27 protein-coding genes and 1 other RNA gene are annotated in these 26,586 nt (G+C 59.6%); 2 read left to right on the top strand and 26 right to left on the bottom strand.

Going from position 1 to position 26,586, the window contains the following annotated elements; translation table 11 throughout:
• Window positions 1-6: 6 nt before the first annotated feature.
• The 14 genes from fliQ to fliI all read right to left on the bottom strand — a co-directional run bounded on the left by fliQ (window position 7) and on the right by fliI (window position 11,437).
• Window positions 7-276, bottom strand: coding sequence for a flagellar biosynthesis protein FliQ (fliQ, locus tag LBK75_10190; protein ID MDR1158649.1), 270 nt, complete (start codon window positions 274-276; stop codon window positions 7-9).
• A gap of 50 nt (window positions 277-326) precedes the next feature.
• Window positions 327-1,178, bottom strand: coding sequence for a flagellar type III secretion system pore protein FliP (gene fliP / locus LBK75_10185; GenBank protein MDR1158648.1), 852 nt, complete (start codon window positions 1,176-1,178; stop codon window positions 327-329).
• Entirely contained in the window at window positions 1,175-2,119 is a 945-nt protein-coding gene (locus tag LBK75_10180; protein ID MDR1158647.1) for a flagellar biosynthetic protein FliO, read from the bottom strand. Before LBK75_10180 ends, fliP begins: the two co-directional genes overlap by 4 nt.
• The gene (locus tag LBK75_10175; GenBank protein MDR1158646.1) at window positions 2,119-2,481 is read right to left on the bottom strand and encodes a response regulator; all 363 of its coding nucleotides are present in this window, start codon (window positions 2,479-2,481) and stop codon (window positions 2,119-2,121) included. Before LBK75_10175 ends, LBK75_10180 begins: the two co-directional genes overlap by 1 nt.
• 65 nt (window positions 2,482-2,546) lie before the next feature.
• A complete protein-coding gene (fliY, locus tag LBK75_10170) occupies window positions 2,547-3,788 on the bottom strand; it encodes a flagellar motor switch phosphatase FliY (protein ID MDR1158645.1) in 1,242 nt (413 codons plus the stop codon).
• Window positions 3,781-4,785, bottom strand: a complete 1,005-nt coding sequence (gene fliM, locus LBK75_10165) for a flagellar motor switch protein FliM (protein MDR1158644.1) — start codon at window positions 4,783-4,785, stop codon at window positions 3,781-3,783. Before fliM ends, fliY begins: the two co-directional genes overlap by 8 nt.
• A gap of 120 nt (window positions 4,786-4,905) precedes the next feature.
• The gene (locus LBK75_10160; protein ID MDR1158643.1) at window positions 4,906-5,313 is read right to left on the bottom strand and encodes a flagellar basal body-associated FliL family protein; all 408 of its coding nucleotides are present in this window, start codon (window positions 5,311-5,313) and stop codon (window positions 4,906-4,908) included.
• Between the two features lie 55 nt (window positions 5,314-5,368).
• Window positions 5,369-5,587, bottom strand: coding sequence for a flagellar FlbD family protein (locus LBK75_10155; protein MDR1158642.1), 219 nt, complete (start codon window positions 5,585-5,587; stop codon window positions 5,369-5,371).
• A gap of 72 nt (window positions 5,588-5,659) precedes the next feature.
• On the bottom strand, window positions 5,660-6,571 hold the full coding sequence (locus LBK75_10150; protein MDR1158641.1) for a flagellar hook-basal body complex protein: 912 nt from the start codon (window positions 6,569-6,571) through the stop codon (window positions 5,660-5,662).
• Between the two features lie 91 nt (window positions 6,572-6,662).
• Window positions 6,663-7,271 (bottom strand): hypothetical protein, encoded by a 609-nt coding sequence (locus LBK75_10145; protein ID MDR1158640.1) that lies wholly within the window; start codon window positions 7,269-7,271, stop codon window positions 6,663-6,665.
• 95 nt (window positions 7,272-7,366) lie between these two features.
• A complete protein-coding gene (locus tag LBK75_10140; GenBank protein ID MDR1158639.1) occupies window positions 7,367-8,818 on the bottom strand; it encodes a flagellar hook-length control protein FliK in 1,452 nt (483 codons plus the stop codon).
• Between the two features lie 153 nt (window positions 8,819-8,971).
• Complete coding sequence (locus LBK75_10135) at window positions 8,972-9,655, bottom strand: hypothetical protein (GenBank protein MDR1158638.1); 684 nt, start codon at window positions 9,653-9,655, stop codon at window positions 8,972-8,974.
• A complete protein-coding gene (gene fliJ, locus LBK75_10130; GenBank protein MDR1158637.1) occupies window positions 9,648-10,106 on the bottom strand; it encodes a flagellar export protein FliJ in 459 nt (152 codons plus the stop codon). Before fliJ ends, LBK75_10135 begins: the two co-directional genes overlap by 8 nt.
• Entirely contained in the window at window positions 10,103-11,437 is a 1,335-nt protein-coding gene (gene fliI, locus LBK75_10125) for a flagellar protein export ATPase FliI (protein MDR1158636.1), read from the bottom strand. Before fliI ends, fliJ begins: the two co-directional genes overlap by 4 nt.
• 340 nt (window positions 11,438-11,777) lie before the next feature.
• Between fliI and LBK75_10120 the strand changes: the two genes are divergently transcribed.
• Window positions 11,778-13,883 (top strand): sodium-translocating pyrophosphatase, encoded by a 2,106-nt coding sequence (locus LBK75_10120; GenBank protein ID MDR1158635.1) that lies wholly within the window; start codon window positions 11,778-11,780, stop codon window positions 13,881-13,883.
• Window positions 13,884-13,944: 61 nt separating this feature from the next.
• On the opposite strand, the gene LBK75_10115 is transcribed toward LBK75_10120, so the two are convergent.
• The 7 genes from LBK75_10115 to rplJ all read right to left on the bottom strand — a co-directional run bounded on the left by LBK75_10115 (window position 13,945) and on the right by rplJ (window position 18,279).
• A complete protein-coding gene (locus LBK75_10115; GenBank protein MDR1158634.1) occupies window positions 13,945-15,501 on the bottom strand; it encodes a helix-turn-helix domain-containing protein in 1,557 nt (518 codons plus the stop codon).
• 151 nt (window positions 15,502-15,652) lie between these two features.
• Entirely contained in the window at window positions 15,653-15,811 is a 159-nt protein-coding gene (locus tag LBK75_10110; protein MDR1158633.1) for a rubredoxin, read from the bottom strand.
• 160 nt (window positions 15,812-15,971) lie between these two features.
• Window positions 15,972-16,161, bottom strand: a non-coding RNA gene (gene ssrS, locus LBK75_10105) — 6S RNA.
• A 58-nt stretch (window positions 16,162-16,219) separates the two neighbouring features.
• Window positions 16,220-16,501, bottom strand: a complete 282-nt coding sequence (locus LBK75_10100; GenBank protein MDR1158632.1) for a DUF1292 domain-containing protein — start codon at window positions 16,499-16,501, stop codon at window positions 16,220-16,222.
• A 176-nt stretch (window positions 16,502-16,677) separates the two neighbouring features.
• Window positions 16,678-17,034: a hypothetical protein gene (locus LBK75_10095; protein MDR1158631.1), complete on the bottom strand. Its 357-nt coding sequence runs from the start codon at window positions 17,032-17,034 to the stop codon at window positions 16,678-16,680.
• A gap of 262 nt (window positions 17,035-17,296) precedes the next feature.
• The gene (gene rplL / locus LBK75_10090; GenBank protein MDR1158630.1) at window positions 17,297-17,680 is read right to left on the bottom strand and encodes a 50S ribosomal protein L7/L12; all 384 of its coding nucleotides are present in this window, start codon (window positions 17,678-17,680) and stop codon (window positions 17,297-17,299) included.
• Window positions 17,681-17,745: 65 nt separating this feature from the next.
• Window positions 17,746-18,279 carry a 50S ribosomal protein L10 gene (gene rplJ / locus LBK75_10085; GenBank protein MDR1158629.1) on the bottom strand — a complete coding sequence of 178 codons (534 nt, stop codon included), beginning with the start codon at window positions 18,277-18,279 and terminating at the stop codon, window positions 17,746-17,748.
• A 495-nt stretch (window positions 18,280-18,774) separates the two neighbouring features.
• On the opposite strand from rplJ, the gene LBK75_10080 reads away from it, so the two are divergent.
• On the top strand, window positions 18,775-20,937 hold the full coding sequence (locus LBK75_10080) for an EAL domain-containing protein (GenBank protein MDR1158628.1): 2,163 nt from the start codon (window positions 18,775-18,777) through the stop codon (window positions 20,935-20,937).
• An 8-nt stretch (window positions 20,938-20,945) separates the two neighbouring features.
• Here LBK75_10080 and LBK75_10075 read toward each other — a convergent pair whose 3' ends face one another.
• From LBK75_10075 to LBK75_10055, 5 genes are all read right to left on the bottom strand, one after another.
• Window positions 20,946-22,514, bottom strand: coding sequence for a hypothetical protein (locus tag LBK75_10075; protein MDR1158627.1), 1,569 nt, complete (start codon window positions 22,512-22,514; stop codon window positions 20,946-20,948).
• A 39-nt stretch (window positions 22,515-22,553) separates the two neighbouring features.
• Window positions 22,554-23,435 carry a hypothetical protein gene (locus LBK75_10070; GenBank protein ID MDR1158626.1) on the bottom strand — a complete coding sequence of 294 codons (882 nt, stop codon included), beginning with the start codon at window positions 23,433-23,435 and terminating at the stop codon, window positions 22,554-22,556.
• An 831-nt stretch (window positions 23,436-24,266) separates the two neighbouring features.
• A complete protein-coding gene (locus tag LBK75_10065; protein MDR1158625.1) occupies window positions 24,267-24,563 on the bottom strand; it encodes a hypothetical protein in 297 nt (98 codons plus the stop codon).
• A gap of 418 nt (window positions 24,564-24,981) precedes the next feature.
• On the bottom strand, window positions 24,982-25,851 hold the full coding sequence (locus LBK75_10060) for a hypothetical protein (GenBank protein ID MDR1158624.1): 870 nt from the start codon (window positions 25,849-25,851) through the stop codon (window positions 24,982-24,984).
• Window positions 25,852-25,956: 105 nt separating this feature from the next.
• The gene (locus tag LBK75_10055) at window positions 25,957-26,136 is read right to left on the bottom strand and encodes a hypothetical protein (GenBank protein MDR1158623.1); all 180 of its coding nucleotides are present in this window, start codon (window positions 26,134-26,136) and stop codon (window positions 25,957-25,959) included.
• Between the last annotated feature and the right edge of the window lie 450 nt (window positions 26,137-26,586).

The raw sequence follows: 26,586 nt of genomic DNA, 5'->3' as shown, positions 1-26,586 counted from the left end.
CCACTCCTATCGCAATGCGGTCAAGATATAGCCGTACACGCGCAACGTAAATTCCTGGAGCTGCGTGAGCATCCACGGCCCGAACAGGATGAGCGCGCCGAACACCGAGAGGATTTTCGACACGAAGACAACGGTCTGTTCGTTGATCTGCGTCGTGGCCTGCAGCACCGAGATGATGAGGCCGACGACCAGGCCGATTCCCAGCAGGGGAAACGAAACGGTGAGGATGGTCATCACCGCATCCTGCACCAGAGAGACGACGTCGTTTTGTCCCACCGAACCACCCGATTTTGTATTTGGCAATAATTGCCAAATACTTTTTATTTTTATGGCTGAAACGTGCGCACCAGGCTGGAGATGGTGAGATTCCAGCCGTCCACCAGGACAAACAGCATGATTTTAAAGGGCAGGGAGATCATAACGGGGGGGAGCATCATCATGCCCATCGACATGAGGGCCGACGCCACGATCATGTCGACGACGATGAAGGGCACGTAAATCATGAAGCCTATCTGAAAGGCCGTCTTGATCTCGCTGGTGACAAAGGCCGGGATCAGAACATGAGAAGGGATCTCCTCTCGCGTCTCCGGCATGTCCATCCGGGCCATGGACATGAACGTCCGCAGGTCCGTCTGGTTGCCCTGAAGCTCGATCTGCTCGAACATAAAACCCCGCAGCGGCGTCATAGTGCGGTCCATCGCCTCGTCCAGAGAGATCTCTTCCGCCTGATAGGGCGTCCACGCCTCGTCGACAATCTGCGTGTACACCGGGTACATGACAAAGAATGTCAAAAAAAGCGCCAGCCCCACCATGACCTGGTTCGGCGGCATCTGCTGCGTCCCCATCGCATTGCGCGTGAAGGAGAGCACAATGACGATGCGCGTGAACGCCGTGACCATGATCAAGATGGACGGCACCAGCGTGAGCACGGTGAGCAGCAGCATGATCTCCACCGTTGTGGTCACGCCCTGGGTATCCGCCTCGCCGTCCAACAGACTGAAGGGAAAGAGGTCGGCCGCGTCCTCAATCGCTGTATCCGCCGCGCTGCCGTCGGGCGCCGCCTCCTGAGCCGTGTCCGGCGGCGCCGACGCGGCCGACGCCGAACACGGCAAAAACAACAGACAGGGCAGCAGACACAAACAGGCAAGCACCGCACGAAGCAGACGTCTTCGTCTCATTCCGCCTTCCTCCTGTCCTCCCGCGCCGCAATGCGGGCCAGCCGGTCGGTTCTTCGGGTCATGCGGTTCAGGACGGACTCCAGCGGGTCCTCCCCGAGACCGGCCGCCGGCGTGGGCGGAGCGGGCGGCGTTCCAAACGGGGTAGGCGGGATAAAGCCGCCCAGCGGCGTCCGCTGCGCGGGCCTCTCCATCCGGCCGAACTGCTTCATCCGTTCAATGGCGACATTGTAGTCGACCCGGTGCGCCTCGGCGGCCGCGGGCGTCGCACTGACCGTCGGGGTCATATGTACAATGGGCGGCGCCTCCGCCGAGTCCGCGCGGGCGGCCGAGGCGTCCGCGGGCGGCGTCTCCGCGGCCTGCGCCGAGGCGGCGCGGCGCAGCCACGCGTCGAAACCACCGGTCTCCGAAGGGGACGCCGACGGCGGACGGGCGGCCGGCGTCCCCTTCGGCAGCACGCCGGCGTAGACGCCCAAGTTGTGCGCAAATCGGCGCCAAAAGCCCCGGACGCCCGGCGCCTCCGACGCAGGAAACGCTCCGGACGCAGACGCGGGCGCGCGGCTCGTCTCCCCACTCAGCACTCCGCACTCAGCACTCCGCACTGACGCGGACGCAGGCGCGCGGCTCGCCTCCCACTCCTCTCGCGTCAGTTCGCACAGAGCGGACATGCCGTCTTTTGTGACGCCCACCGTCAAAATCCGCCCGGCCACCTGTATGACCAAGATCATATTCTCGCGGGACACCGCCATGCGATCCAGCACTCGCAGGCCGTTTCCGCGCGCGGCCGCGCGGCCGCGCCGGGTCAAAAACTTGAGACCGAAATACAAAAGCGCAAGGAGCGCCGCAAACCCCAACAACCCAACGAACAGGGACTGAAACCCCTCGCCGCCGGGAGACGAAAACCGGGCGGCCCCCTCCGTGGCGCCAATCAACGCCCAGAGCACTACACGAGCGCCTTCTTGACGGCCTCGCACACGCGGTCGGCCTGAAAGGGCTTCACGATGAAGTCCTTGGCGCCGGCCTGGATGGCCTCAATGACCATGGCTTGCTGGCCCATGGCCGAACACATAATAACTTTGGCCCCCGCATTCACGCCCCGAATCTTTTTGAGCGCCTCAATGCCGTTCAGCTCCGGCATTGTGATGTCCATAATCACAAGATCCGGGCTGAGCTCCCGGTATTTTTCCACAGCCTGTGCACCGTTTTCGGCCTCCCCCACGACATTGAAGCCGTTTTTTGTGAGAACCTCCTTGACCATCATTCGCATGAACGCAGCGTCGTCCACCACAAGGATCTTGTTACTCATGCTCCGTATAACCTCCACAATGCTCACACATTACGTCTTCAAGTGAACTGTTGTCTGTATGTCTGCTAACTGCTCATGAGCCGCTTGGCGGGGCTCACGATGTCCGTGATGCGGGCGCCGTAGCTGTCGTCGATGACCACCACTTCTCCCTTCGCAATGAGTTTGCCGTTCACAATGACATCCACCATGTCTCCGGCCATCTTGTCCAGTACGATGATCGACCCCACGTTGAAGTCCAGGATCTCCCGGATGTATTTTTTGCTCTTGCCGAGTTCCACGGATACCGAAAGCGGCACGTCCATCAGAAGTTCCATGTTCTCCGAGAACCCCACGGCGGCTGTCCCCGTCTGGTCGAAATTTTCGTAACTCACCGACTGCACATTTACCGGTCTGGCCGGCGGCGACGGCGGAGGCGGCGGGGACGGAGGAGATACCGCCTCCGCCCGCCGTGGGGCTGCTTCGGCCGCCGTGGCGGTGATCAGCGTCTCAATGTCGGGGGTGTGCGCCTCCACAGCGGCGGCGGCGACGCCGCCGATGAGTCCCTCCACCAGTTCCTTCGCAAAATCCACCGGCATGATCTGCATGATCTTTGAGTGGATGAGCCCTTCGATCTCCATGTCGAAGCTGGTGCGCACGATCTGAGACCGGATGTCGGAAAACGGCGCGCTGTTTTCGTCGCGCGGCAGGTGGACCGAGTAGGCGACGGGCGGTGAGATGTCGATCGGCCGGTCCATGAACTTGGACATGGAGGTGGCCGACGAACCCACCATCTGGTTCATCACCTCGCTGATGGCCGAGAGATGCATGTCGTCTAGCTCCACGTCCACATGGCTGCCGTCGCCGCCCATCAATAGATCGGTGATGATCTTGACGTCCCTCTCGTCTAAAAAAAGGATGCTGGTGCCCTGCAGGCCCTTTGTGTAATGCACCTGCACGGCGACAAACGGGAGCGGATATTGCTCCGCTATCTCCTGCAGCGTGGTGAGATCCACCTCGGGGGTCGTGATGTCCACGCGCCGGTTCAACATCGTGGAGAGCGTCGTGGCGGAGGTCCCCATGCTGATATTCCCGACTTCCCCCATCGCATCGATCTCTTCGGGCGAGAGTGTGAGTCCGGTGTCCGGCGGGGGCCCGCTCTCCTCCGGAGCGGACGTTTCCGGTACGCCGCCGGCCCTGGCCTTTTTGCCCTTCGCGGGCGCGGCGTCCCGGGCCGGCTCGTCCGCCGCCGCGGGCGCCGCCTCCCCGGCCTCCGCCCCGGCGCCGCTCAGCAGGGCATCGATTTCCGCTTGTGACAAACCGTTACTCACGGTCCAACTCCTCCTCTCGAATGACTCCGGAGATCATCACGGCGTACCTGCGGTCTCGGACACCCATGGCGGCCTGAAACTTGGCCAGATGCCCTATCCTGACGGTGAGAACCTCCCCCACCTTGTGATCCAGCCGGATGACGTCCCCCTCTTGGAGATTCAAAATGTCCCGCATGTTGGCGGACGTCGTATTGAAAGCCGCTGTGACGGGCAGGCGCGTACGCGCGATGCGCCGCTGGATGTCGCTGCCCATCGGCGTGAGTACGCGGCGTTCGGTGTCAATCTGAAATAGCAGCTTTGTGTTGAGCTGCTTTGCGATCGGCTCCAACGCCAGATACGGCAGACAGATGTTGATAAGGCCCTCACTCTCGCCGATCCGCACATTCAGTGTGATGACGGCCACCGTCTCGCCCAGCGCCGCTATCTGGGCGAACTGCGCGCTCGTCTCGATGCGGTCCAGCGACACCTCGACGGCGATCACCTTCTCCCACGCTTCGCCGAAGAGACGGATGAACTGCCGTACGACGCGCTCAAGCAGCACTATCTCGATCTCGGTAAAATTCCAGGGCCCCTCCACACGGGCGCCGCCGCCGCTGCCGCCCAGCAGTCGGTTGATGAGCGCGTAGGCCACATCCGGCGAGATCTCCAGCAGTGCCGGCCCGTCGAGCGGCTGCATGGACAGGATCGACAAGATGACGGGATCTGGCAGGCCGTTCATGAATTCCTGAAATTTGAGCTCCTCCACACCCAGGATGTCCACCTGACAGATGGCCCGGAGCGTGCCGGACAGATAGGTGGTAAACAACCGGGCAAAATTTTCGTAAATGAGTGTGAGCGTGCGGATCTGCTCTTTGGAAAATCGACCCGCCGTTCGAAAATCGTATGGTTTTACCTTGAGCTCCGGCCCCTCGTCCAGCGTCGCCTCCATGTCCATCTCTCCGGAGTTGATGGCGCTCAACAAGGCATCGATTTCGTTCTGAGACAGGACTTCCGCCAAGAGCCCACCCCCTTTTCCCACACGCCTGTATCCGCGTCCTTACGCGGCGTTAGTGCCTTGTTGCCGCGAAGCGGCAACAAAAACAAGAATTTGGGTTGTGGGTTGCAGGTGCAACCCACGTCAGTTGTAGACAAACTGAGAGAAGTATACGCCTTTGAACGCCTCGGTTTCAAACGCTTCGTTCAGGGCGCCCCGAATGGATTCCCCCAGCGTGATCTGAATGTCTTGCTGCTTCACCGTCTCTTCAGTGAGCTGCCGAAGCTGGTACACGATGGCGTTTTGCGCCACGTAACCGCGTTCCTCCAGTGTCGCCAAGAGCGTCTCTTTGGCGACGTCGACCTTGAGCGCGCTGCGCAAAACAACACCCCTGTCTCCCTGGACATTTGTCGTAAATTCGCCGGCGTCATATACGAAGATCTCTTCTTTTTCCTCTTCTTCGTCGGCGTCGTTTTTTTGGCACCCCGCAAGAACCCCCATGACCGCCAGCAATCCGGCGGCCAGGAGCACCCACGCGACCAGCTTTTTCATGTCGATCTCTCCCCCAAGTCCCGTTTTGTCGTTCACCCGCGGCGGACACTGCGCGTCAACGCTCTCCCTCGGGTATCCGCACCTCGGGCAGCGCTGAAAAAATCTGTCTGCGGTAGACGATGATCTCCGCGAGCACCGTCTCCGCCGGTTCTTCCACCACGATCTTCTTGCCGGTGGTCAGCGTGATCACCGTGTTTGGGGTTTCTTCCATGAACTCGACGAGATGAGGATTTAAGTAAAATTCCTTCCCGCTCAGCCGGGTCAGACAGATCACAGGATTCACCTCCGGGAGGGCGAGGCCCCTTACCAGCGTTTTAGTACCTTGTTGCCGCGAAGCGGCAACAAATTAGCGTTTCAGATTAATGAGCTCCTCAAGAAGGGTGTCGGAGACGGTGATCACACGGGAATTGGCCTGAAAGCCGCGCTGGGTGATGATCATATCGGTAAACTCGCGGGAGAGATCCACGTTGGACATCTCGAGGCTGCCGGAGATGATCTCGCCCGCGCCGCCGGCGGAGGGGCGGTGGATCTGCGGTGTGCCGGAGTTGTTGGACTTCTCGTACAGATTGTTGCCGAGCCGCGTAAGCCCCGGCGGGTTCACAAAGGTGGCCGTCAAAATCTGGCCGATGGGCACAAGATTGTCGTTGCTGTCGATGCCCGTGATGAGCCCCCGCTTGTCGACGGCGAAGCTCGTGAACTTCCCCTCCGGAATGAGGATGCGCCCGAGGTTTGTGTCCCCACTGGCGGCCAGCGTGTTCTCCGCGATTCCATCCAGCGTCGTCTGGGTCATGATCTCCATCTGGCTGCGGTCCACGCCCGTCGGGATGTCGGCGGTAGGCAGCAGGCACACACCCTGCACAAACAAGCCGTTGGCGGTGACAAGGAAGCCGTCGTCGTCGAGGTAGAGGTTCCCGGCGCGGGTATAATAGCGGCTGTCGCCCTGCTGTACGATGAAGAAACCGTCGCCCGAGACGGCAAAGTCCAGGGCGCGGTCGGTACTCTGCATGGCGCCGCCCTCGTGCACGACGTCGATGGCGGCGGTGCTGACGCCCAACCCCACCTGCTGCGGGTTCGTACCGCCCGCCGTGCCTGTGGCGGCGGAGGCGGAGCGCAGCGTCTGGCTGTACATCTCTTGGAAGGTGGTGCGGCTCATCTTGTAACCCACCGTATTGACATTCGCGATGTTGTTGCCGATGACGTCCATTTTAATCTGATGGTTGCGCAGCCCGGACACGCCGGAAAACATAGATCTAAGCATATTGTCGCCCTTTCCGCCCGGCGCCGCGCGCCGAGCTCATCTGTATATCGTTTGTTCCGCCGGAGGACTTGAGGCCCCGCGGCCGGATTCGTCAATAGACTTCTGTGATCTGGGCGAGGCCGATTTCCTGCCCTTCCACTTGGAGCAAGAATCTGCCGTCCCGCACAAAGAGGCGCTCCGCGAGACCCTCGACCGTTTGCCGGGCCCCGTCGGCCCCCACGATCTCGGCCCCGACGTGACGGCCGACTAGGGCGGAGGCCGCGAGAAGGCCGCCGGCGTCCCCGGCCAGCACGGCGCCGTCGAAGACCTGAGAGACGTTCTCCGCCCACACCTGCGCCTCGCCCACCATGACGTAAGGCTTGCCGTCCTTGATGCCGGCGGAGTCCACCAGCCCAGCGATCTCCTGCACGATGCCGGAGTCCGTGTCCACGATCCGACCGAGGATCCCCTTGCCGATCATGCTGTAAGCCTGGTTCTGCAGGAAGGAGGAGGACAGGTTGGTCATGGCCTCCAGCGTGGAAAACTGCGCCATCTGGGCGATCATCTCCGTGTTGTCCTGGGGCGAGAGCGGGTCCTGGTTCTGGAGCTGCGCTATGAGCAGTTTCAAAAATTCATCTTTGCCAAGTTGGTTGGTGGCCACGCGGGTCTGTTCGGTGTACTTGTATCGCGCGTTGTCGACGGTGCTCACGGCATCCGGCATATCGACACCCCTTTTTCGGTTTATGTTCACAGACTACAATTTCGTATATTTCAGCACATCTCAGGTTTCGGGCGCGGCTTCGAGGGCCGGCGCCCTCAAGCGCGTAGATCCACGCCGGCGCCGTCCTCCGCGGACGGCGGGGCCTCGTAGGCCGGCGCCCCGCGCGCGGCGCGAAAGCGGGCGAGCGGGACGACGCGTGCGCCGTCCGGTCGGCCGTCTTCCTCCCGGCGGCGCCCTTGCCGGGTGTCCGCTCCTGTCCGCTGAGCGTCGCCGCCGGTCATGTCCCAGGCAAGCGTCCCGCCGGTGACGTCGAGGGAGCGCATGGGGACGCCCTGACTCCTCAGTTCCGCCTGCCACTCGGCCGCGTGGGCGGCCAACAGGCCGCGCACCGCCTCGTTTTCGGCTCGGATTCGAATCGCCATGCCCTCCGCGGTGGCGGTGAGAACGATGTTGACGCGGCCCAAAAATTCCGGTTGGAGCCGCAGCCGTATCTCCGGCGCCGCCCCCTCGTGCAGGACGGCCGACGCCACGAGCCGCCGCACCGCCTGCGCCGCTTCTTCCGGCCCCGCGCCGGCGGGCAGCGTCACGGGTGCTTCTGCGACCGGCGCCGCGGACACATAGGGAACCACGGCGGCCGGCGTTTCAGCCGCCCGGGGCGCCTCCGCCTGTTTCGGCGGACCGGCCGCGGCGCCGTCCTCCGGACGCGCCGCCTCGGAGGCCGACCAAGCGGCGGCCGGCACGACCGTCGGAGCCGGCGCATCCGCCGAACTTGACGTCGGCTCCGGTGTCAGGACGGCCGCCGGCGCAGACACCGCCGCAGTCGCCGGCGGCGGGACCGGTTCGTCCGCCGCCGCGCCGCCCAGCGCGGTCATCTCCGCCGAAGGAACCTCGGCGGTTCGCTGTTCCTGTATGTCCGCCGGGGGGACGCCGACGCGCGCCAGCCGGAGCAACCGCGCGCGCAGACCCAGCAGGAGCGTCCCATCCCGCTCGGACTCCGCCGCCGGGTCAGACAGCGCCGCCAGCGCCGCCGCGACGGCGGGCGTCTCCCGGTCCGCCGTCGCGGCGGTCTCGGGTCCGGTCTTTGGGGCTATCTCGGGCGCGGCCGACAGGCCGGCCGCCGTCGCCTCCAGCAGGGACGGGATGCCCGCCAGCACCGCCGGCGTCTGCTCGTCGGCCACGGTCACCGCGGACACAACCCGGTCCAACAGGTGCACAGCGCGTCCCCAGTCCCCGTGCGCCGGCGCCGGCCGCGGCGCGGACGCCTCGGCGGCATACGCAGCCGGGGAGACTGCGGACGCCTCGGTTTCCGGCGTCACGGCGGCTTCCGGGAGCAACGCCGACAGGAACGCCAGCCAAGCCGCCTGCGCGGCGGCCGTCTCTTGTAAGATATCGGGGGAGGACTGTTTTTCCTCATCTTGGGCTCGATTGGTCTCAGCCTCGACCACAGCGGCAAACGACAGTCCGTCCGGGGCCCCGCCTCGGACGCCCGCGGGTGGCGCCGCTGCGGGGGAGAATCCCAGAGCCTCCACAGGCAGCAGATCGTTCATACGGTTTCCTCCTTACGCGCCCCTCCAGCACGGTTGTATTTCTACATTTTGTTGAAATCTGTTTTGTTGAAATCTATCGATTGCGCCGACTGTACCCTCGATTGTACGCCCTTTGGGCCCTACGACAGCGCGCACGGCGCTCGACGACATCGCTCAGTGCAAGTGTTCCAAGATATAGGCGGCTTCCTCGGCCGTCATGGTCTCCAACAGCGCCGATTGGGTGGCCGTCTTCAACCCGGTGAACACACGCAGCATGGACGGTCTGTCCGTCATGGCCAGCAGCGCCGGGGCCGCCGTTTCGGCGCTCATGCTCTCCAGCACTTTGATCACGTCATTAATATCGGTGTTTTCCTCGCTCAGTTGAGCGCGCATCTCCTCATACTCGGCGATCTTCCCATCCAGTTCCGACGTTTTGGCCTCCGCTTCGCTCTCGCGGCCGGAGACCTCCTTTTCTTTCATATCCAGCGCGTCCCGCTCGTTTTTGAGCGTCATCGCGTCGTTTTGCAGCTCCGTCTCCCACGCCCGCAGCCGCTCCTCGCGAACGTCCGCCGCCGCTTGGGGGAGATCCAGCGTGTCAGCCAGGATCCGCTTCGCGCCAAATATGTCGAAAAAAACGAGCGCCCCGGCCGCGCCGAACAGCAATATCACCGCCGTCAACGCCACCAGCAGACTTTTCAGTGTGGACGGCGGCTTTTTCGCTTTTTTCTCCCGTTTCTTTTTTCGCTTGTCCCGCACCAGCACCTTCTCCGGCCGGCCCCGTTTGCCTTTCTTTTGGTCCACCAGAACCTCGTCGTCCTCCGGCCGCTCGTTTCTCACCCGCGCCGCCTGCTCAGCCACGTGCCGCACCTCCACCCTCATTTAACTGGTTGGACAAGAAATCGTCGATCAGCAGGGCCTCCTCCCGGCGTATCTCCTCTTGGTAGGCGTTCCACTGCTTCTCTCTCAATTTTTCCAATATTTTCCTTTCCTGCATCGTGTCTACCAGCCGCCGCTGTACGCGCCCGGCTTCCTCCTCGGCCGCCTCCACTTTGCGGCTCTGCCGCGCAAGGGATTCAAAGAGCGTGTTGAATCCGATGTTTTGCAGGCGCAGTTCCCGCACGCTGATGCCGCGCCGCGCCTTGCGCTCCGCCTCCGCCCGCAGCCGTACAAGCACCTCCTGTTTTTCCAGCAGTTCCCGCCGGAAACGCTCCACGCGCCGCCGCGCCTCGGCCAGCTCGGCCCGAACCTGTTTTTCCAGCGCTGTCTTCACGCCAAGCAGTGACTGCATGGTAAACACAAATTTTTTCATCCGTTTTTTTCCTCCAGCGCCGCCAGGCGGGCCACCGTGTCCTCAAAGGCGCAGCTCTCGTCGACCTCCTGGCATAAGATCGCCTCTATCGCGCCATGCAGACGGAAAGCCTCGTCGATTTCGGCGTTGGATCCCGCCTTGTAAGCCCCGATGTTGATCAGATCCTCGGCGTCTTTGTAGACGGCCATCAGCCGCTTCATACGCCCGGCGGCCTGGCGGTGTTCCGTTGTGACAATGTCTGGCATCAGGCGCGAGACGCTCGCCAGCACGTCGATGGCCGGGTAGTGGTTCCGATTGGCCAGGTCCCGCGAGAGCACGATGTGTCCGTCCAAAATGCCGCGCGCCGTATCGGTGATCGGCTCGTTGAGGTCGTCGCCCTCGACCAGCACGGTGTACAGCGCCGTAATGGAACCTTTTTCGGAATTGCCCGCGCGCTCCAGCAGCTTGGGCATGACGGTGTAGACGGACGGCGTGTAGCCCCGGGACACCGGCGGTTCTCCGACGGCCATGCCGATCTCCCGCTGCGCCATTGCATATCTTGTCAGAGAGTCCATCATCAGCAGGACGTTGAGTCCGCGGTCCCGGTAGTATTCCGCGATGCTCGTGCCCACCATCGCGGATTTGGACCGCACCAGGGCCGGCTGGTCGGAGGAGGCCACGACGATGACGGAGCGGGCCAGGCCTTCCGCCTTCAGGTCCTTTTGAAGGAAGTCGTTGACCTCCCGACCGCGTTCGCCGATCAAGGTGATGACGTTGACGTCCGAGCGCGCATTCCGGGCGATCATGCCGAGCAGCGTGGATTTCCCCACACCGGACCCCGCAAAGATGCCGATGCGCTGACCGCGCCCGCAGGTGAGCAGACCGTCGACGGCGCGCACGCCGAGCGGCAGGATCTCGTGGATGCGGGGCCGCGAGAGCGGGTTTGGCGGGGCGTTCTCCACGGGGTAGTATTCGCTCGCGCACACCGGCGGTCCGCCGTCGATCGGCGCGCCGAGACCGTCCAGCACCCGGCCGCGAAAGTCCATGCCCACCGGCACGCGCAGCGTCCGGTTCGTCGAAACGACGCGCGAGCCGGGCCCTACGCCCGCCAGATCGCCGTAGGGCATGAGCAAGATCCGTTTGTCTTTGAAGCCCACCACTTCGGCTTGGATGCTCTTATCTCCCCGCAGCGTGTAAATCCGACACATTTCGCCGATTTTGACAGACGGCCCGGCCGACTCCACCGTGAGTCCGGTGATCATATGCACCTTGCCGGAATAGTTGAGAGAATCCATGCTGTACAGCAAAGTGGTGAGCTTTTCGAAATCAAATGTGACGGCAGTTTCTTTCATGGCGTCCCCTCCCTCCGGGCTCGAACAGACAAAACAGCGTTTCAAGACGGCCCGACCAAACCGGAGGGCTGTGCCTCCGGCCGCGTGACTCCATCCTTGAAACGCCGCTATCTCCGTATTGCCGGCCCGGACGGCCCCCTTGCGCCATCCGGCTGCCTTCATTAGTATCGAAAGATCGGGGTCAAATGTTGAGCGCTTTCGCACGTCCACGCTCCGAGTCCGTCGCATTTTTGCGGTCGGTTTCTGGCGGCTGTGAAAAAACGCTTGCATTTTTTCTGCATTTCTTATAGTATAAGGAAAGTCCCTCGAAATTTTTATTGAATGGGAGTTGGGATCCATTATGAGCTGGCTGTTCTACCTGGCCCCTGCGGGCGCTGTCGTCGCGTTGCTCTTCGCGTATTTCCAGTCACGTCAGGTGATGGCGTTCCCGGAGGGTTCCGAGGCGATGCAGAAGATTGCATTGTCCGTGCGCACCGGCGCCAACGCGTATCTGCGGCGCCAGTACAGAGGCGTTATCGCCTTTTTCGCCGTGCTCTTTGTCCTGCTCGGCGTCATGGCGCTACTCGACTTTTTGACCCCCTTTGTGCCTTTCGCCTTCATCACCGGCGGCTTCTTTTCGGGCCTCTCCGGCTTCATCGGGATGAGGATCGCCACCTTCGCCAACGCGCGCACCGCCAACGCCGCCAGCCAGAGCCTGAACAAGGGACTGCGCATCGCCTTCAGCTCCGGCACCGTCATGGGTTTCGTCGTGGTCGGTTTGGGCCTTCTTGATCTCTCGATCTGGTTCTTCCTGCTGAAGTTCGTGTTCTACGCAAATCTGCCGGACGTGGAACAGATTCAGCGGATCACCCAGGCCATGCTCACCTTCGGCATGGGCGCCTCCTCGATGGCGCTGTTTGCCCGCGTGGGCGGCGGGATCTTCACCAAGGCCGCCGATGTGGGCGCCGACCTCGTGGGCAAAGTGGAGGCCGGTATCCCCGAGGACGACCCCCGCAACCCGGCCGTTATCGCCGACAACGTGGGCGACAACGTGGGCGACGTGGCCGGTATGGGCGCCGACCTATACGAATCCTATGTCGGTTCCATCGTGGCCTCCTCCGCGTTGGCCGTGGCCGCCGGCTTCGGTTTTGAGGGCGTGGCCGTGCCCCTGGTCATGGCGGCCCTCGGCATCCTCGCCTCCGTCGTCGGCACTTTCTTTGTTCGCTCCGGCGAAAACGCGGAACAGAAGGTGCTGTTGCGCGCGCTGCGCAAGGGCACTTACATCTCGGCCATCCTCATCGCCGTCATCGCGCTGCCGCTCGTGTGGCACCTGCTGGGCAAGGAACACATCGGCGTCTACTTCGCCGTCCTCTCCGGCCTCGTCGCGGGCGTGTTGATAGGCTTTTTCACCGAGTATTTCACCTCAGACACCTACAAGCCGACGCAGGAACTCGCCGCCACCACACAGACCGGCCCCGCCACCGTGATCATCGGCGGGCTTTCGCTTGGCATGATGAGCACGCTGATCCCCGTCATCATTGTGAGCATCAGCGTCCTCGTCAGTTATTTCGCGGCCGGCGGCGCGGCCAGCTTTGAATCCGGCCTCTACGGCGTCGGCATTTCGGCCGTGGGCATGCTGGCCACGTTGGGCATCACGTTGGCCACGGACGCCTACGGCCCCGTCGCCGACAACGCCGGCGGCATCGCCGAGATGACGCACATGGACCCGGAGGTCCGCCGCCGCACCGACGCGCTCGATTCGCTGGGCAACACCACCGCCGCGACCGGCAAGGGCTTCGCCATCGGCTCGGCGGCGCTCACGGCGCTGGCGCTCATCGCCGCGTTTATTGATGAAGTACATATCATCGACCCCACGTTCCAGTTCAATCTGAACATCACAAATCCGCCGGTGCTGATCGGCCTCTTCATCGGCGGCATGCTGCCCTTCCTCTTCTCCTCCATGACAATGAAGGCGGTGGGCCGCGCGGCGCAGAGCATCGTCGTCGAAGTGCGCCGCCAGTTCAAGGAGATCAAGGGCCTGATGGACGGCAAGGCGGAACCCGATTACGCCCGCTGCGTGGACATCTGCACCCGCGGCGCCCAGCGTGAGATGGTAGCCCCCGCGCTCTCCGCCATCGTCGCTCCCATCATCACCGGTTTGCTCCTCGGCGTGGACGCCATCGCCGGTCTGCTCGCCGGCCTCACCGTCACCGGCTTTGTGCTGGCCGTCATGATGGCCAATTCCGGCGGCGCGTGGGACAACGCAAAGAAATACATCGAGAGCGGCCAGCTCGGCGGCAAGGGCAGCGACGCCCACAAGGCCGCCGTCGTCGGCGACACCGTCGGCGACCCCTTCAAAGATACCTCCGGCCCCTCGATCAACATCCTCATCAAGCTCGTCTCAATGGTCTCCATCGTCTTCGCCAGCTTCCTGATGTCCAACGCCATTTTGCCGAAGTTGTTCTGATTCCCGAAAAAAACAAAGGACCCGCCGCATGGCCGGGTCCTTTGTTTTTTTCGGGAATTTATCATTCGGCGTTTAACACCTTCAAAACCTTTTCGATCCTGGCGATCAGGTCCGCTTTGCCGCCGGCGCCGCGGCGGAGGGTGCGGTACCAATTTTCGAGCATGTGCATCGTGCTTCTGTCCCCCAAAAAGAAGGCGGAGACCGCACCCGACGCGGCGGGGACCAGGAGGGCGCCGGCATCGCGTTTGAAGGCCACCTTCCAACGATCCGACAGGGTGTTCGACGTGACGATGTGCAAGTTGTCGTACCAACGCAGCACCGTGAGCGCGTTGCCCAGGTAGCGGATCAGATCCTCCCCCGCGAGCGTCGCCAGCTTCGGCTCGCCGCCCAGTTCCCGGCCGTCCAGCTCCAGTCGTTTCTCCCGCTCCAGCGTCTGTATAAAAGACTCCGCCCACATCTCGATCCACAGCGACGAGGCCACGCGCACCTCAAAGTTCTCCCGACGGCTGGCCAGCAGCCGGAGCGCCGCCGCCGCCGCGCCGCTGGACGGCAGCCGCCGCACCACCGGGGGCCAGAGCGCCTCGGGCAGCCAGAGCGTGCCGGGGGAGACGGCCGTGAAGACATAGTCACCCGGTTTGTTCTCCAGCTCCGTCAGCGCTCGCATGTACGAGAGCGGCTCCGAGACGGGGCAAGCGTGCGCCAACGCCCGCATGTACGGCTCGTGGAGGCGGAGCATCGTCTCATACAGCAGGATGTCGGCCGCGTCGCGGTACAGCGCCGTCGGCAACGGGGAGCGCTGGCTTTTGTCGCCGTAGGAGACCAGCGCGGCGAGCCCCGGCGAGACACAGAGCGTGAGACTCTCCCAGCCGGCCGGCGCCTCGGCGGCATAAAACGAGAAAAACCGTCCGGTGGCGTAGAGCGGCAGATACCGGGCGAGCAGAGAGAGCAGCGCCGCCGGCGCGGCGGGCGCAGGATGAATCATGCGAATGTGGCAGCCCTGGAGCACCAGGGTCTGCAGACACTGAAACCAAAACTTAAAAAACGGAGAGTCCTCCGAGAGCCACTGCGCGTCTGATGGGATCAGGATGTGCACGTCGGCCGGCCGGCCGCTTGAGAGCACGATGTGGAAGAAGTTGACGACCGCCTGCCGCCGACCGCCTGGCCCGTGGTAGAGCTCGTGCTCCTGGCGCCGGCCCGAATGTACCAAATTTCCCCAATCATCCGATCGAATCGCTTCCGCCCGGCAACGGCCAGACGCCGCAAGCCCACCGCACACGCGGTCCATCAGGCCCTCGAGTGACAGGCTCTGCGGCAGGACGCCGGGGCTCTTGGGCGACGCCGGCGCGCCCTGCCGCAGATATCGCTCAAGCGCGGGCAGGAGATCCTCCGCGCCGTCGGCCTTGAGCATCTGCGTCAGCAGGAGTTTGTCGTGTTCTCTGAGCGGCGCACCCGCCAAAAAATGTGCGAGATCACTGTACGCGCCGCCGCTCAGAGGCGGCACGCGCTCCCCGCTCTTCCAGCGGGACACGAGAGAGGGATCGACGCCGATGCCGCGCGCCAAAGTAACGTTGGACATCCGATACACGTCCAACAGCGCCGAGAGTCTCTCCGCAAACACGCTGTATCCCTCCCTGGTCCATGCGCGCCTTCCGTTTCCAGCTGTCACAACTTTACCACAGGCACCCGGGGGATGTCAACCAAACTTCGCGGGGGACCGGGCAAAACATACCCGGTCCCCCGCGGCGGCGGCCCTCTTGGGCCGCCGCCTCTCACGCCTTGTCAAACATCTCTTTGCCGACGCCGCACATGGGACAGACATAGTCCTCCGGCACACCGTCCCACACCGTGCCGGCCGCAACGCCGTTGTCCGGGTCGCCGTCGGCCTCCCGATACACATACCCGCAGACGGAACAAACGTATTCGGCCATGGCGCATCCTCCAAACTCAAATTTTCCACCGGCGCCGGGCCCCCGGTGAACCGGCGGAGCTATCTATCAGTATATCACACCGTACCGTTTTGTAAAGCGCGAACGACGGCGCGGCGGCGCGCGCAATAAAAAAAGGCGCTTGCGCGCCTTTTTTTATTGCAATGCCCCCACTTCGGCCGTGCGAACCCAGTTATAACCTGCACGCTCCATGCAGGTGGGTCGCCTCTCCGCGGGGTCACGGCTTCCAACATCCGGAAAATCCGGGAGGCCTGCCATCATCCACGGAAGCCCGGCATCCCGTTGTCATCATGTGGGTTTAAAAAGGCCCGTCACGAACCAAGCAGGGTAGCATCCGTCAATCTCATCATAACACAGGGCGGCGGTAATTTCAAGACAAACGTGCGCAATTTACGATTCCTCATCGTCCTCAGAGAGCCTCTGCATGAAGAGCTCGTACACCCGCTCCATCTCCTCGTCGGAGTCCAACGTGGCCAGGATCTCCTCGCCGTCCTCCTCCTCCGCCTTGAGGATAATCATATCGACCTCCGTCTCGTCGTCCGGCGTGTCGGTCGGGATAAACGCCATATACACGGTCCCCCCGTGTTCCAGCGTGTCCAGATGTTCGAGCTCGTACTCCTGCCCCTCGTCATCCGTCAACGTGATGATATCGCCGCCGTATTCTTCGCTCACAGTCGCGCCTCCTCCCGTCCGCCGCCTGGCGCCGCGGCGGACAACCCTTTTCTATAAGCATACCGCGGGTGGCGGCAGAAAGCAAGTAAAAATCCCGCATCCGCCAAAATTTACTCCCACCCCCACTCGTCAGGGGCTGTCAAATGATCAGGTGCGAAATGATTTTTGACAGCCCCTCAGGGCCCAAAGTCCTCCAGCGCCGTCTGAAGCGCCGCCCAGCCCTGCACCGCAATGCCCTCCCTGAGCCGCGCCTGGTCGACCGCGCGCAGCGACGCGATCCGGATCTGCGTGACCTGCTCCGGCGTCGCGAGCTCCGGCATCCGGTAGACGGCCACGCACCCGTCCTCGCCTTTCAGCAAAAAGACGTCCTCTTCAGACGCCGCGGCCTCCGCCGGCCACACCGGCACCGGCGCTTCGCGGCGCGCCGCGCGCCGCGAAGCGAGCCCCAGCACCAGCACACACAGATACACCGCCAACAGCCCGCACACACCCGCCAGCCGCCACACCCGTTTGCGCACCGACATGTCCGACATCGTCCTCATCCCCTCGCTTCGCCGGCATCAACGGTTCAGGAGCCTCGCCCGGCCCTCGGCAGACGCACTTCTGGCACCTGAACCGTTGATGGGAATTATGCCCAAAAATGCATGCCACTATGCACGCCACGCGCCGTGTCGCGCCGTCAAAGCCAAAAAGCGGTCTGCGGAATTCACTTCCGCAAACCGCTCCCCGCGGGGCGCCGCAGCGCCCCATTCCAATCTCCGTGGTTGTTTGGAGCCGTGACGGCCCCAAACAAATTCACTTCAGTTCCACGCTGGCGCCGGCCGCCTCAAGCTTTTTCTTGAGCTCCTCGGCCTCTTCTTTGCCGATGTTCTCTTTGACGGGCTTCGGCGCGTTGTCGACCAAATCCTTCGCCTCTTTGAGGCCCAGCGCGGTGATCTCGCGGACGACTTTGATAGTCGTTATCTTGTTGGCGCCGGCGGCGGTCAGCACCACGGTGAACTCGGTCTGCTCCTCCTCGGCGGCGGGCGCGGCACCGGCGGCGGGCGCGGCGGCCACGGCCATAGGCGCGGCGGCGGACACGCCGTATTTTTCCTCCAGGGCCTTCACGAGCTCCGAGAGCTCCAACACCGTGAGAGCGTCGACTTCTTCAAGCAGCTTTGTGATCTTTTCACTGGCCATTGTACATACCTCCATCAAAATGTCTGTTTTTCTGATACTTTGGTGCAAACGTCAGCAGTGCGCGCTCAGGCGCCCTTCTGTTCGGCAATGGCGGCGAGCGCCACGACCAGGCCGCGGATGTTGCCGTTTAGTACGTTGACAAGACCCGAAATCGGGGCGTTCAGACCGCCCAACAGGCGGGCCAACAGGACCTCGCGCGGCGGCAAGTCGGCCAGGGTGCCCACTTCGGCGGGCGTGATGACGCGGCCTTCGACAAACCCCGCTTTGATCTGAAATTTCCCGTTTGACTTGCGGGCGTACTCATTTAAGATTTTCGCGGGGGCCACTGGGTCGGCGGCGCTCATGGCCAGCGCCGTCGGACCGCTCAGGACCGGCGCCAGCGCGTCGAAACCGACCTCCCCGATTGCGAAGCGAAGCAGCGTGTTCTTGACGACCGCGTACTCGACGCCCGCCGCCCGCAACTCCCGGCGGAGTTTGGTGTCGTCGGCCACGTTGATGCCTTTGTAGTCGACCAACACACCGGCGCTCGCGCTCTTCATCTGCTCGGCCAGCGCGGCCAATGCGGCTTTTTTCTCCTCCAGCACTTTGGCATTTGGCATGGATTCACCTCCCGAGGCGCAGACGGCTGTCTGCGTGATGATCGCGGCGCGCCCACGCGGCGCGGCGCTCGAAACAAAACAAAAAGACCCCGCGTCCGTACAAGGCGCGAGGCCGCGCGGCGCACTGCGTGCACCGCCGGATGCCCCTCGGCAGGACGGCCAGGCCGTTTACCACAAAATTGTGTCCTGCTGTCTACGGAACGCAGGTTTTAGTATAGCAGATCCCGCTCGGTCTGTCAACTTTTTTCACAGCCTCTGTCTCTCACAAAGTTTGCCCAATTTCCGGCTCTCCAGTTCGGGTCGCATTGTTTCGATACTTTTTTTAGAGAATTTAGAGATACAGCCCTGGGCTCTCGATCCGCCGGCGCGGCGCGGGGTCGGTGACACAGCCTATTAGTACCTTTAGTACCTTATTGCCGCGGAGTGGCAATAAAAAACAAGAATTTGGGTTGTGGGTTGCAGGTGCAACCCACGTTAGCATAAGGAGGACCCCCGATGGAACCGAAAAAGTCGTCCGTGCAGACACTTTTATACCGTCTTTCTAACCAGCGGCATCTGTATGCCGTCAAAGGCGGCTTCGTCACCCTCATCCCTCTGATGATCCTGGGGTCCTTTGCCGTGCTGGTGAACAACCTGCCGATTCAAGCGTACCAACGGGCGATGACGTCGCTGTTCGGCGAGGGCTGGAAGACGTTTGGCGGCCACATCTACGCCGCCACATTTTCCATCGTGGCGCTGGCCGCCGTCATGTCCATTTCCGGTTCTCTGGCCGCCTGGTACCGCCAGCACAGGGGCGTCAATCTGTCGCCCATCCAGGCCGCGCTGGTGGCCCTGTGCGCCTTTTTGATCATGGGTCTCGAATCCGACGGACTGATCTTGGCGCGGCTCTCCGGCACCATCGGTCTTTTCAGCGCGATCTTTGTGGGGCTCCTTTCGACCGAGCTGCTGGTGCGCCTGATCCAACACCAGCCGCGCCGGCTGCGCCTTTTCTTCGACGAACCGGACTACCGCATCGCCCGCGTGTTTCAGTCTCTGCTGCCGTCTCTCGCCACCGTGCTGTGCTTTGGCCTCCTGCGCGCCGCGTTTGGCGCCTTCGGGCTGCCCACACTGCACGAACTCATCTACACCGGCCTGCAGGCGCCCTTCAGCAGGCTGTCAGGCACGCCGCTCACCGCCCTGCTGTTCAATGTGCTCAGTCATTTCATGTGGCTCTTCGGCATCCACGGCAACAACGTGCTGGACTCCGTGGCGCAGAATGTGCTCGTACCGGCGCTGCACATGAACGCGGCCGCCGCGGTGGCCGGCGCCCCGCCCACGCAAATTTTCACCAAGACATTTTTCGACGCTTTCGTCTACATGGGCGGCTCGGGCACCACGCTGTGCCTCATCGGGGCGCTGCTGCTGTTCGCCCGCCGCTCGGGGCAGGATCGCCTGGCGCGCATCTCCATCCTGCCCGGCCTGTTCAACATCAACGAACTGCTGCTCTTCGGCCTGCCCGTCATCATCAACCCTGTCTACGCCATCCCTTTCATCCTCGTACCGCTGTGTATGATGGGCCTCGCCGCGGTCGCCACCGCGCTCCACCTCGTCCCCTACACCACGGTGGAGGTGGCCTGGACCACGCCCATCCTGTTTAGCGGCTATCTCTCCACCGGCGGACACTGGAGCGGCGTCGCGCTCCAGCTCGTCAATCTGGCGGCGGGGATCCTTGTCTACCGGCCTTTTGTGCTGCAGAGCGAGCGGATGAAGGCGCGGCAGTTCTCCGAGGCCTACGACAAGCTGCGCCACCTCTGCGAAGAGGACTACGACATGGCCGTCGGGCTGAAATATTTGCACCGCGAGGACGATGTGGGCGGCGTCGCCCGTCTGCTCGCGATGGACCTCCGGCGCGCGCTGGACAAGGAAGACGAACTCTACTACCTCTACCAGCCCTGCGTCACCCCCTCGACGGGCACCGTGCAGGGGGCGGAGGAACTGCTGCGTTGGAAACACCCGGTGTACGGTTCTATCTCCCCAATGGTGGTGGTGGCGCTGGCCGAGGACATGGGTATCATCCAGGATCTGGGGCACAAGGCCGTCGACTCGGCCTGTCAGACCCTAAAGCACTGGCGGTCCGAAGGTCTGCCGGACAGCATTTTCATCTCCGTCAACATCTCGGTGACGGAGCTCAAAGAGCCGGGGTTTGCCGACCGGATGGCCCAAATCGCCGCCTCCCACGGCGTACCGCCGTCCGGTCTGGAGATCGAGATCACCGAGACGCTGGCCGTTTCGAACGAGGAGACCACCTCGCGCAACATCCTCGCTCTGAAAGAACACGGATTCGGCATCGCCATCGACGACTTCGGCATGGGACATTCGTCTCTCGTGTATTTAAAACGTTTCCCCATCTCCACGCTGAAGGTGGACAAGTGCCTCTCGAAGGACGTGGCCACGGCGCCGGAGAACCTGGAGATCATCTCGTCCATCCTCCAGCTCTGTCAGACGCTGGGCATCGGTCTTGTCGTGGAATATGTGGAAAATGAGGACCAGCTCCGGCTGCTCGACTCCATCGGCTGCACGCACTTCCAGGGCTACCACTTCAGCCGCCCTATCTCGGACGAGGCGTTTTGTCTCTTCGTCCGCGAGATCGAAGTCGGTCCGGAGCACGAGATCTTCTGAGGCGCTCTCTACAACGTCTGCGTGCGGTCGAATCCCTCTTTGGGAATGAAGGCGTACGCCGGCGCGAGCGTGTCAAAATATGCGTCAAACCGCTCCTGCAGGAGTTGCTCACGCACGGCCAGCTTCCAAACGGGCGCCCCCTGCCGCAGAAAATAGAAGAGATACACGGCTGTCTCCTCTTGGATCACCGTACAGTCGCCCGGCACGCGGGCGGGGTCGAAACACCAGGCGTCCGCCGTCTCGGAGAAATGCCCCGGCGTCATCTGCTCGTAAAGGGCGGAGGCCTGAGGCGTGAGCGTCTCAAACGCCGTTTCACTGCGATCTGTTGTTCCAAATTTTTCCAATTCTGCCTCCGCTTCACGCAGCATCGCTTGGGTCTGGACCTCGGTCAGCGCGCGGCCGGCCGGAACGTCGGCGGGCCGGAAGGACAGCAGGCGGACGTCCACCGCGCGGACTTCCTCCCGGCTGCGTCCGATGAAGTAGAGGACATAGCAGTGGTCCTGGCCTGTGAGGACACTCTTTTCGCCGGGGGTTCGATCGTCGCCGAACGCCCACGCGGCCAGCGTCGGATCCGTCTCGATCTGCGCGTAGGTCACATCCCGGTAAAGGGCGAAGGCCGGGTCGTCCCGGTACCCCGACAGGCTGTAGGGGTCCGCGTACTCCACGCAGAGCGTGTTAAAATTGTTTTCATCCTCCACCCTATCCAGCATCTCCCACGCGCGCCGCACAGTCTCGGTCTTGGCCTGCGCCTTCTCCGCCTCGGAGAGCACGTCGTCTCCGTTTACATCCCGGTACGCGGCGATCATGGGGAAATAGCAGTAGGACACCCGGTCCGCCGCCCTGTGGTCCTGGTCGTAGGCCGTCTGAATCTCCTCGTCGGAGACGGTAAAGCCGGCGCGCAAGTGGTTGTCATAACTCTTAGCCAGCGCTTCCCGGCGGTTTTCCTCTCGGAACACCGTCTCACTGACCCCGGCTCCGAACAGCTCCTCCAGATACGCCTCCACCGTCTGTCCGCTCTGCGCGGCATAGTCCTGCATGGCCTGCCAGCTCTCGTCAAGCCGCCGCGCCTCCGCCGCGGGCAGTGCGTAGCCCGTCGCCTGCGCGGCGTCGCTCAGCGCGTAGGTGTAGCGGATCGTATCCTCCGCCAGCTGCCGGAAATAGTCCTCCCACGTCATCCCCTCCACATAGGGCTGCTGCCCCAGCGGCGCGTTCCGGTCCAGCGTGCTGAGGCCCATGTCGGCGGCCAGAAACAGATTGTACTGGCCGACATAGTAGTAGTTGTACTGTGCCGGCGTCAGCGCGTGGACCCCCATGGCGGCGGCCGTCACCGGCGGCGGCGTCAGCGTGGCGCCGCCGCCGGACGGCACAAGCGTCGCCTGTGCTTCGCCAACCGGCGGCGACACGGCCGGCTCGGCGGGCCCCGTGTTTGCCGGAGCGGACACGGGCCGCAGCCACAGCACAAGCGCCGCGGCGGCGCAGACCGCACCCGCGGCGAGCCCGAGGCGCAGGGCCGTCCAGCCGCCTCTTTTCCGTTTGTCGCGGGTTTCCTCCGGTAGGTTCGTGTTTGGTGTGTTCACGGCGCTCAACTCCTCAATGTTCGCGGCGCGGTTCTGATATCATTCGACTACTACAGGAGGATAAAAGCGTACACCTTTGATTTTATTGTCCACAAAAAGGCGATAGGCCTTTTGCGATAGAAACGGCCAGCGCCAATATTCATCATTCGAACCGAACCATTCCTGTGTCAAAGCAAAGTCAAGGATGGAAACGAGATCGCTCGCACAATAGTATATTGAGCCTTTCACATATCTTTCACCACATCCATAAGGGCAAGACTTCATTTTTCTCCCTTCAAATATCCACTCCCGCTCGTAAATGATATTTGTTTTTGCACTCATGGCAGGCAAAGTCCCAACAATCTTTAATTGAAAAATATCCTCAAACGGTACATTTTTCCCATGCTTTATGAGCGGCCAAAATTCACATCCTGTTAATTCAGCATCTTCAATTAAATTTCTAAGTTTTTTTGTTACAACCAATTCGCGCATCCACCAAATTCCAGACATGTCATTATTGCCCATTTTCACGGAGCTTTTTAGCCTTAACGGACGATTTTGCAGACGGCCACGAGTACAATACTTACAGCCAGTATCTAGATCATATGAATGGCCTTGATAATTTTCTTCTTTCTCGCCTCCTTCCGGCTGAGGATAGCCGCCCCTGTGCGCATTGGGAATAATGCACAAGATCGGCGAGCTCAGCAATTCTTTTTTTGTAAAAATTTCATCTTCCGTCTCAAGAAAATCAATCTCAAACTCTTTCAATTTTTGACGCAAAATTTTATACTTATCACAATCTTTATAAATCTTTACAACTTGTAAACCTGTCAGATACTTCTCTTCAATTTCTCGTTTCAGTCCGACAAATACCAATACGTCTCTTGCTCTTTCCTCCGGGATTCCTCTAAAATCAAGTACCAGACGCGCTTCTATACGCATTTCATTGCCTCCTGAATTCTCAGAACAGATTGTAATCCATATAAACACTTCCACCACATTTATACTCGTGAGCGTTGAGATTTACCACGTTGCGTAAGCACAGTGTTAAACAGGAGATGCTCCCACAAGCCAAAATTCTGCAAATCTTATCGCGCGTTAGTATATCACCGCTACTTCAATATTCCAGAACAAATATCCAAAATTCACCCATGATGGATTCATAATTAAATCACAGGTGCTCCACCCAATACTGACGATATCAACTATGGTTTCGATTTCATTTGCAGATGGTCTTTACCATGTACCGGACGGCACACGTGGATCTGTTATCCCGATATCAGAATAAATGGTACAGGAGATCAAGCACTCAACTCATGGGCGGCCCCTTACCCGATCCTATCTTTTCGATCTTGTCTGCAGTTCTCCAATAACAACATCTACTACTCTCAATATTGTCATAACAACAAGATTAAACAGCAAAAGTATATCATAAATATGCATATTAATAACTGGTTTCAGAAAATCTATATCCGCAATATTTGCAAAAATAAAAACTAAGAACGTGAAGATGTTCAAAGCCTGAGAAATAAGTGTTAAGACGCTTACCTTATGGTCAGAAAATGCAAATACTAGAAAGAATATTCTTGTTCTATCTGAACATCTCACCCGAAAAAATCGCTCGAATTCTTCTTCGTACCATTTTGCGGAAAAAGATAATGCTAAGAAGAATGCTATTGCTTTAATCCAAGAAGCCATAATTTCGCCTACTTGTAAACAAGTTTTCCAGAAAGCAATACCAATGGGTGTCGCTGTGTTCCTTGCAAGGCTGTGCTAATCTCTTTCACCTGCTTTGTGATAATATTTCAGCCAATATGCATCAGTCTCACAAAAAGAAACTACAAGCTTCATTATGTTTTCTTCCGTCAATTCCTCGACAAAGGCAAATGGACAGCCTGCGGACAAGTAAGACTTGTTTTCCTTTTTCATAAGTGAAACTAAATTTATCGGAGTAGCAACAACAAGCACATATGAACTATCATCTTCCAATGTAATAATAACATCAATATTATCATCTGACGGATCTACTTCACTTAAACTTGTCGGAAAATAAATATTCTTATACTTCATCTCTATTAATCCGCCTTTCTGCAAAAGAGACCGCTCAGGTCATAAATTACGGAGTTATCGACGAATTCTCTTCAGAAGTCTCCGGCAAAAATTATGCCTCAATTTTTTGCCGGAGACTTCTCGGCGGCCTGTTTATAGTACTCTATTTTACAGAGAACAGATGCTGGTTATACTGGCGCACGGAAACATTTGCAACGAATAAAATGATATAGTATAATAGGGTAATTGTTCCATGGGAGGCGATTACTCTACGAATGGAACGCATATTGCGAAACGAAGGAGGCCCGCAAAGCCTGTTTCAAACCTTTAGCTTTTATAGCTTTACTTTCATCGACAACATCATCTATTCCCGATACAATCTTAATTCCAGCTTTTGGATCCGTCCCAAATGTAGGTCATAGTCGTCCCATTCGTTACTTCATTCGACTACTACAGGAGGATAAAAGCGTACACCTTTGATTTTATTGTCCACAAAAAGGCGATAGGCCTTTTGCGATAGAAACGGCCAACGCCAATATGCATTATTCGTGCCAAACCATTCCGGTGTCAAAGCAAAATCAGGGATAGAGGCGAGATCGCGCGCACAATAGTATATTGAACCTTGCAGATATCTTTCACCACATCCATAAGGGCATGACCTCATTTTTCGTCCTTCAAATATCCATTCCCGCTCGTAAATGATATTTGTTTTTGCACTCATGGCAGGCAAAGTCCCAACAATCTTTAATTGAAAAACATCCTCAAACGGTACATTTTTCCCATGCTTTATGACCGGCCAAAATTCACATCCCGTTAAACCAGCGTCTTCAATCAGATTTCTAAGTTTTTTTGTTACAACCAATTCGCGCATCCACCAAATTCCAGATATGTCATTATTGCCCATTTTCACGGAGCTTTTTAGCCTTAACGGACGATTTTGCAGACGGCCATGAGTACAATACTTACAGCCAGTATCTAGATCATATGAATGGCCTTGATAATTTTCTTCTTTCTCGCCCCCTTCTGGCTGAGGATAGCCACCCCTGTGTGCATTGGGAACAATACGCAAGATCGGCGAATCAAGCAGCTCTTGTTTTGTATATACCTCATCCTCATCTGGAGTGCAAGAAACTCCAAGTTTTTCTAACTCTCTCACGATAATACCGTACTTAGGAGTGTCTTTATACACCTCGATAACTCGCATTGTATCCGGCGGATTACTCTCAACAAGTTTCTGATTAATGACACTGAAGAGTTTTTTAGCATCATTTAATGGAAGATGGAAAACAAACCTTGCTTTTATCCTCACAAATACATCTCCTATCCCATCGAACTTTCGAGTAGCTTAAATAATTCCGGTGCATCGTAATATACTCTTTCTCTTGCAATTTTCAATAGAGTAGGCTTGGAATAGTCAAGATAGTCTGTATTCATCTTTCATAAAGTCAAACGGAGTTCCTTCCGCCAAGGCCGTCTGCATATCGACAGGCTCCGATGCTTTGGCTTCAAATGGCGTACGTATCACCAGAGTCGCGGCCATCACAGCCGTCAACAACAGTGCGAGTACCAACGAAAAACTCACAACCTTCTTCACAATGATGTCCTCCTATGTGTAAAAATTCTGATCCGTTCGCAGCCGCCTTGTCAATTGCTTTATATCCTATTTTCTGGAAATTCGAGCATCGACAAACGCAAAATAAAAGACAATGGCATCAAGAATATTTCTGACGCCATTGTCCTTTAGCTATGTATGCGCTTCAGTATAGCCGCCTGTCTGAGAAAAGTCAAGCTCTTTTGCGGCATTCTCCGTTTTCTATATTTCATTCTCATCGTGCAGGAAAATTTTATCTATTTTCCCATTTATGCCGACAAACGACCGAAAGGTCTAATCTGTTAGGGACACAGATTGTGTGTCCATTAACAAAAGGCGGCCGGGACGTTTGCGGCACACGAACGATTGGCGGTCACACGGCCAAAAGCCGGGAAAGGAACACAGCATGAAACGGAAAACAGCCATCTACTGCCGCTCCGCGCTCTATGACGA

The sequence above is a fragment of the Oscillospiraceae bacterium genome, from assembly GCA_031265355.1.
GTDB lineage: Bacteria > Bacillota > Clostridia > Oscillospirales > UBA929 > JAIRTA01.
This window is presented reverse-complemented; position numbering and strand designations above follow the sequence as displayed.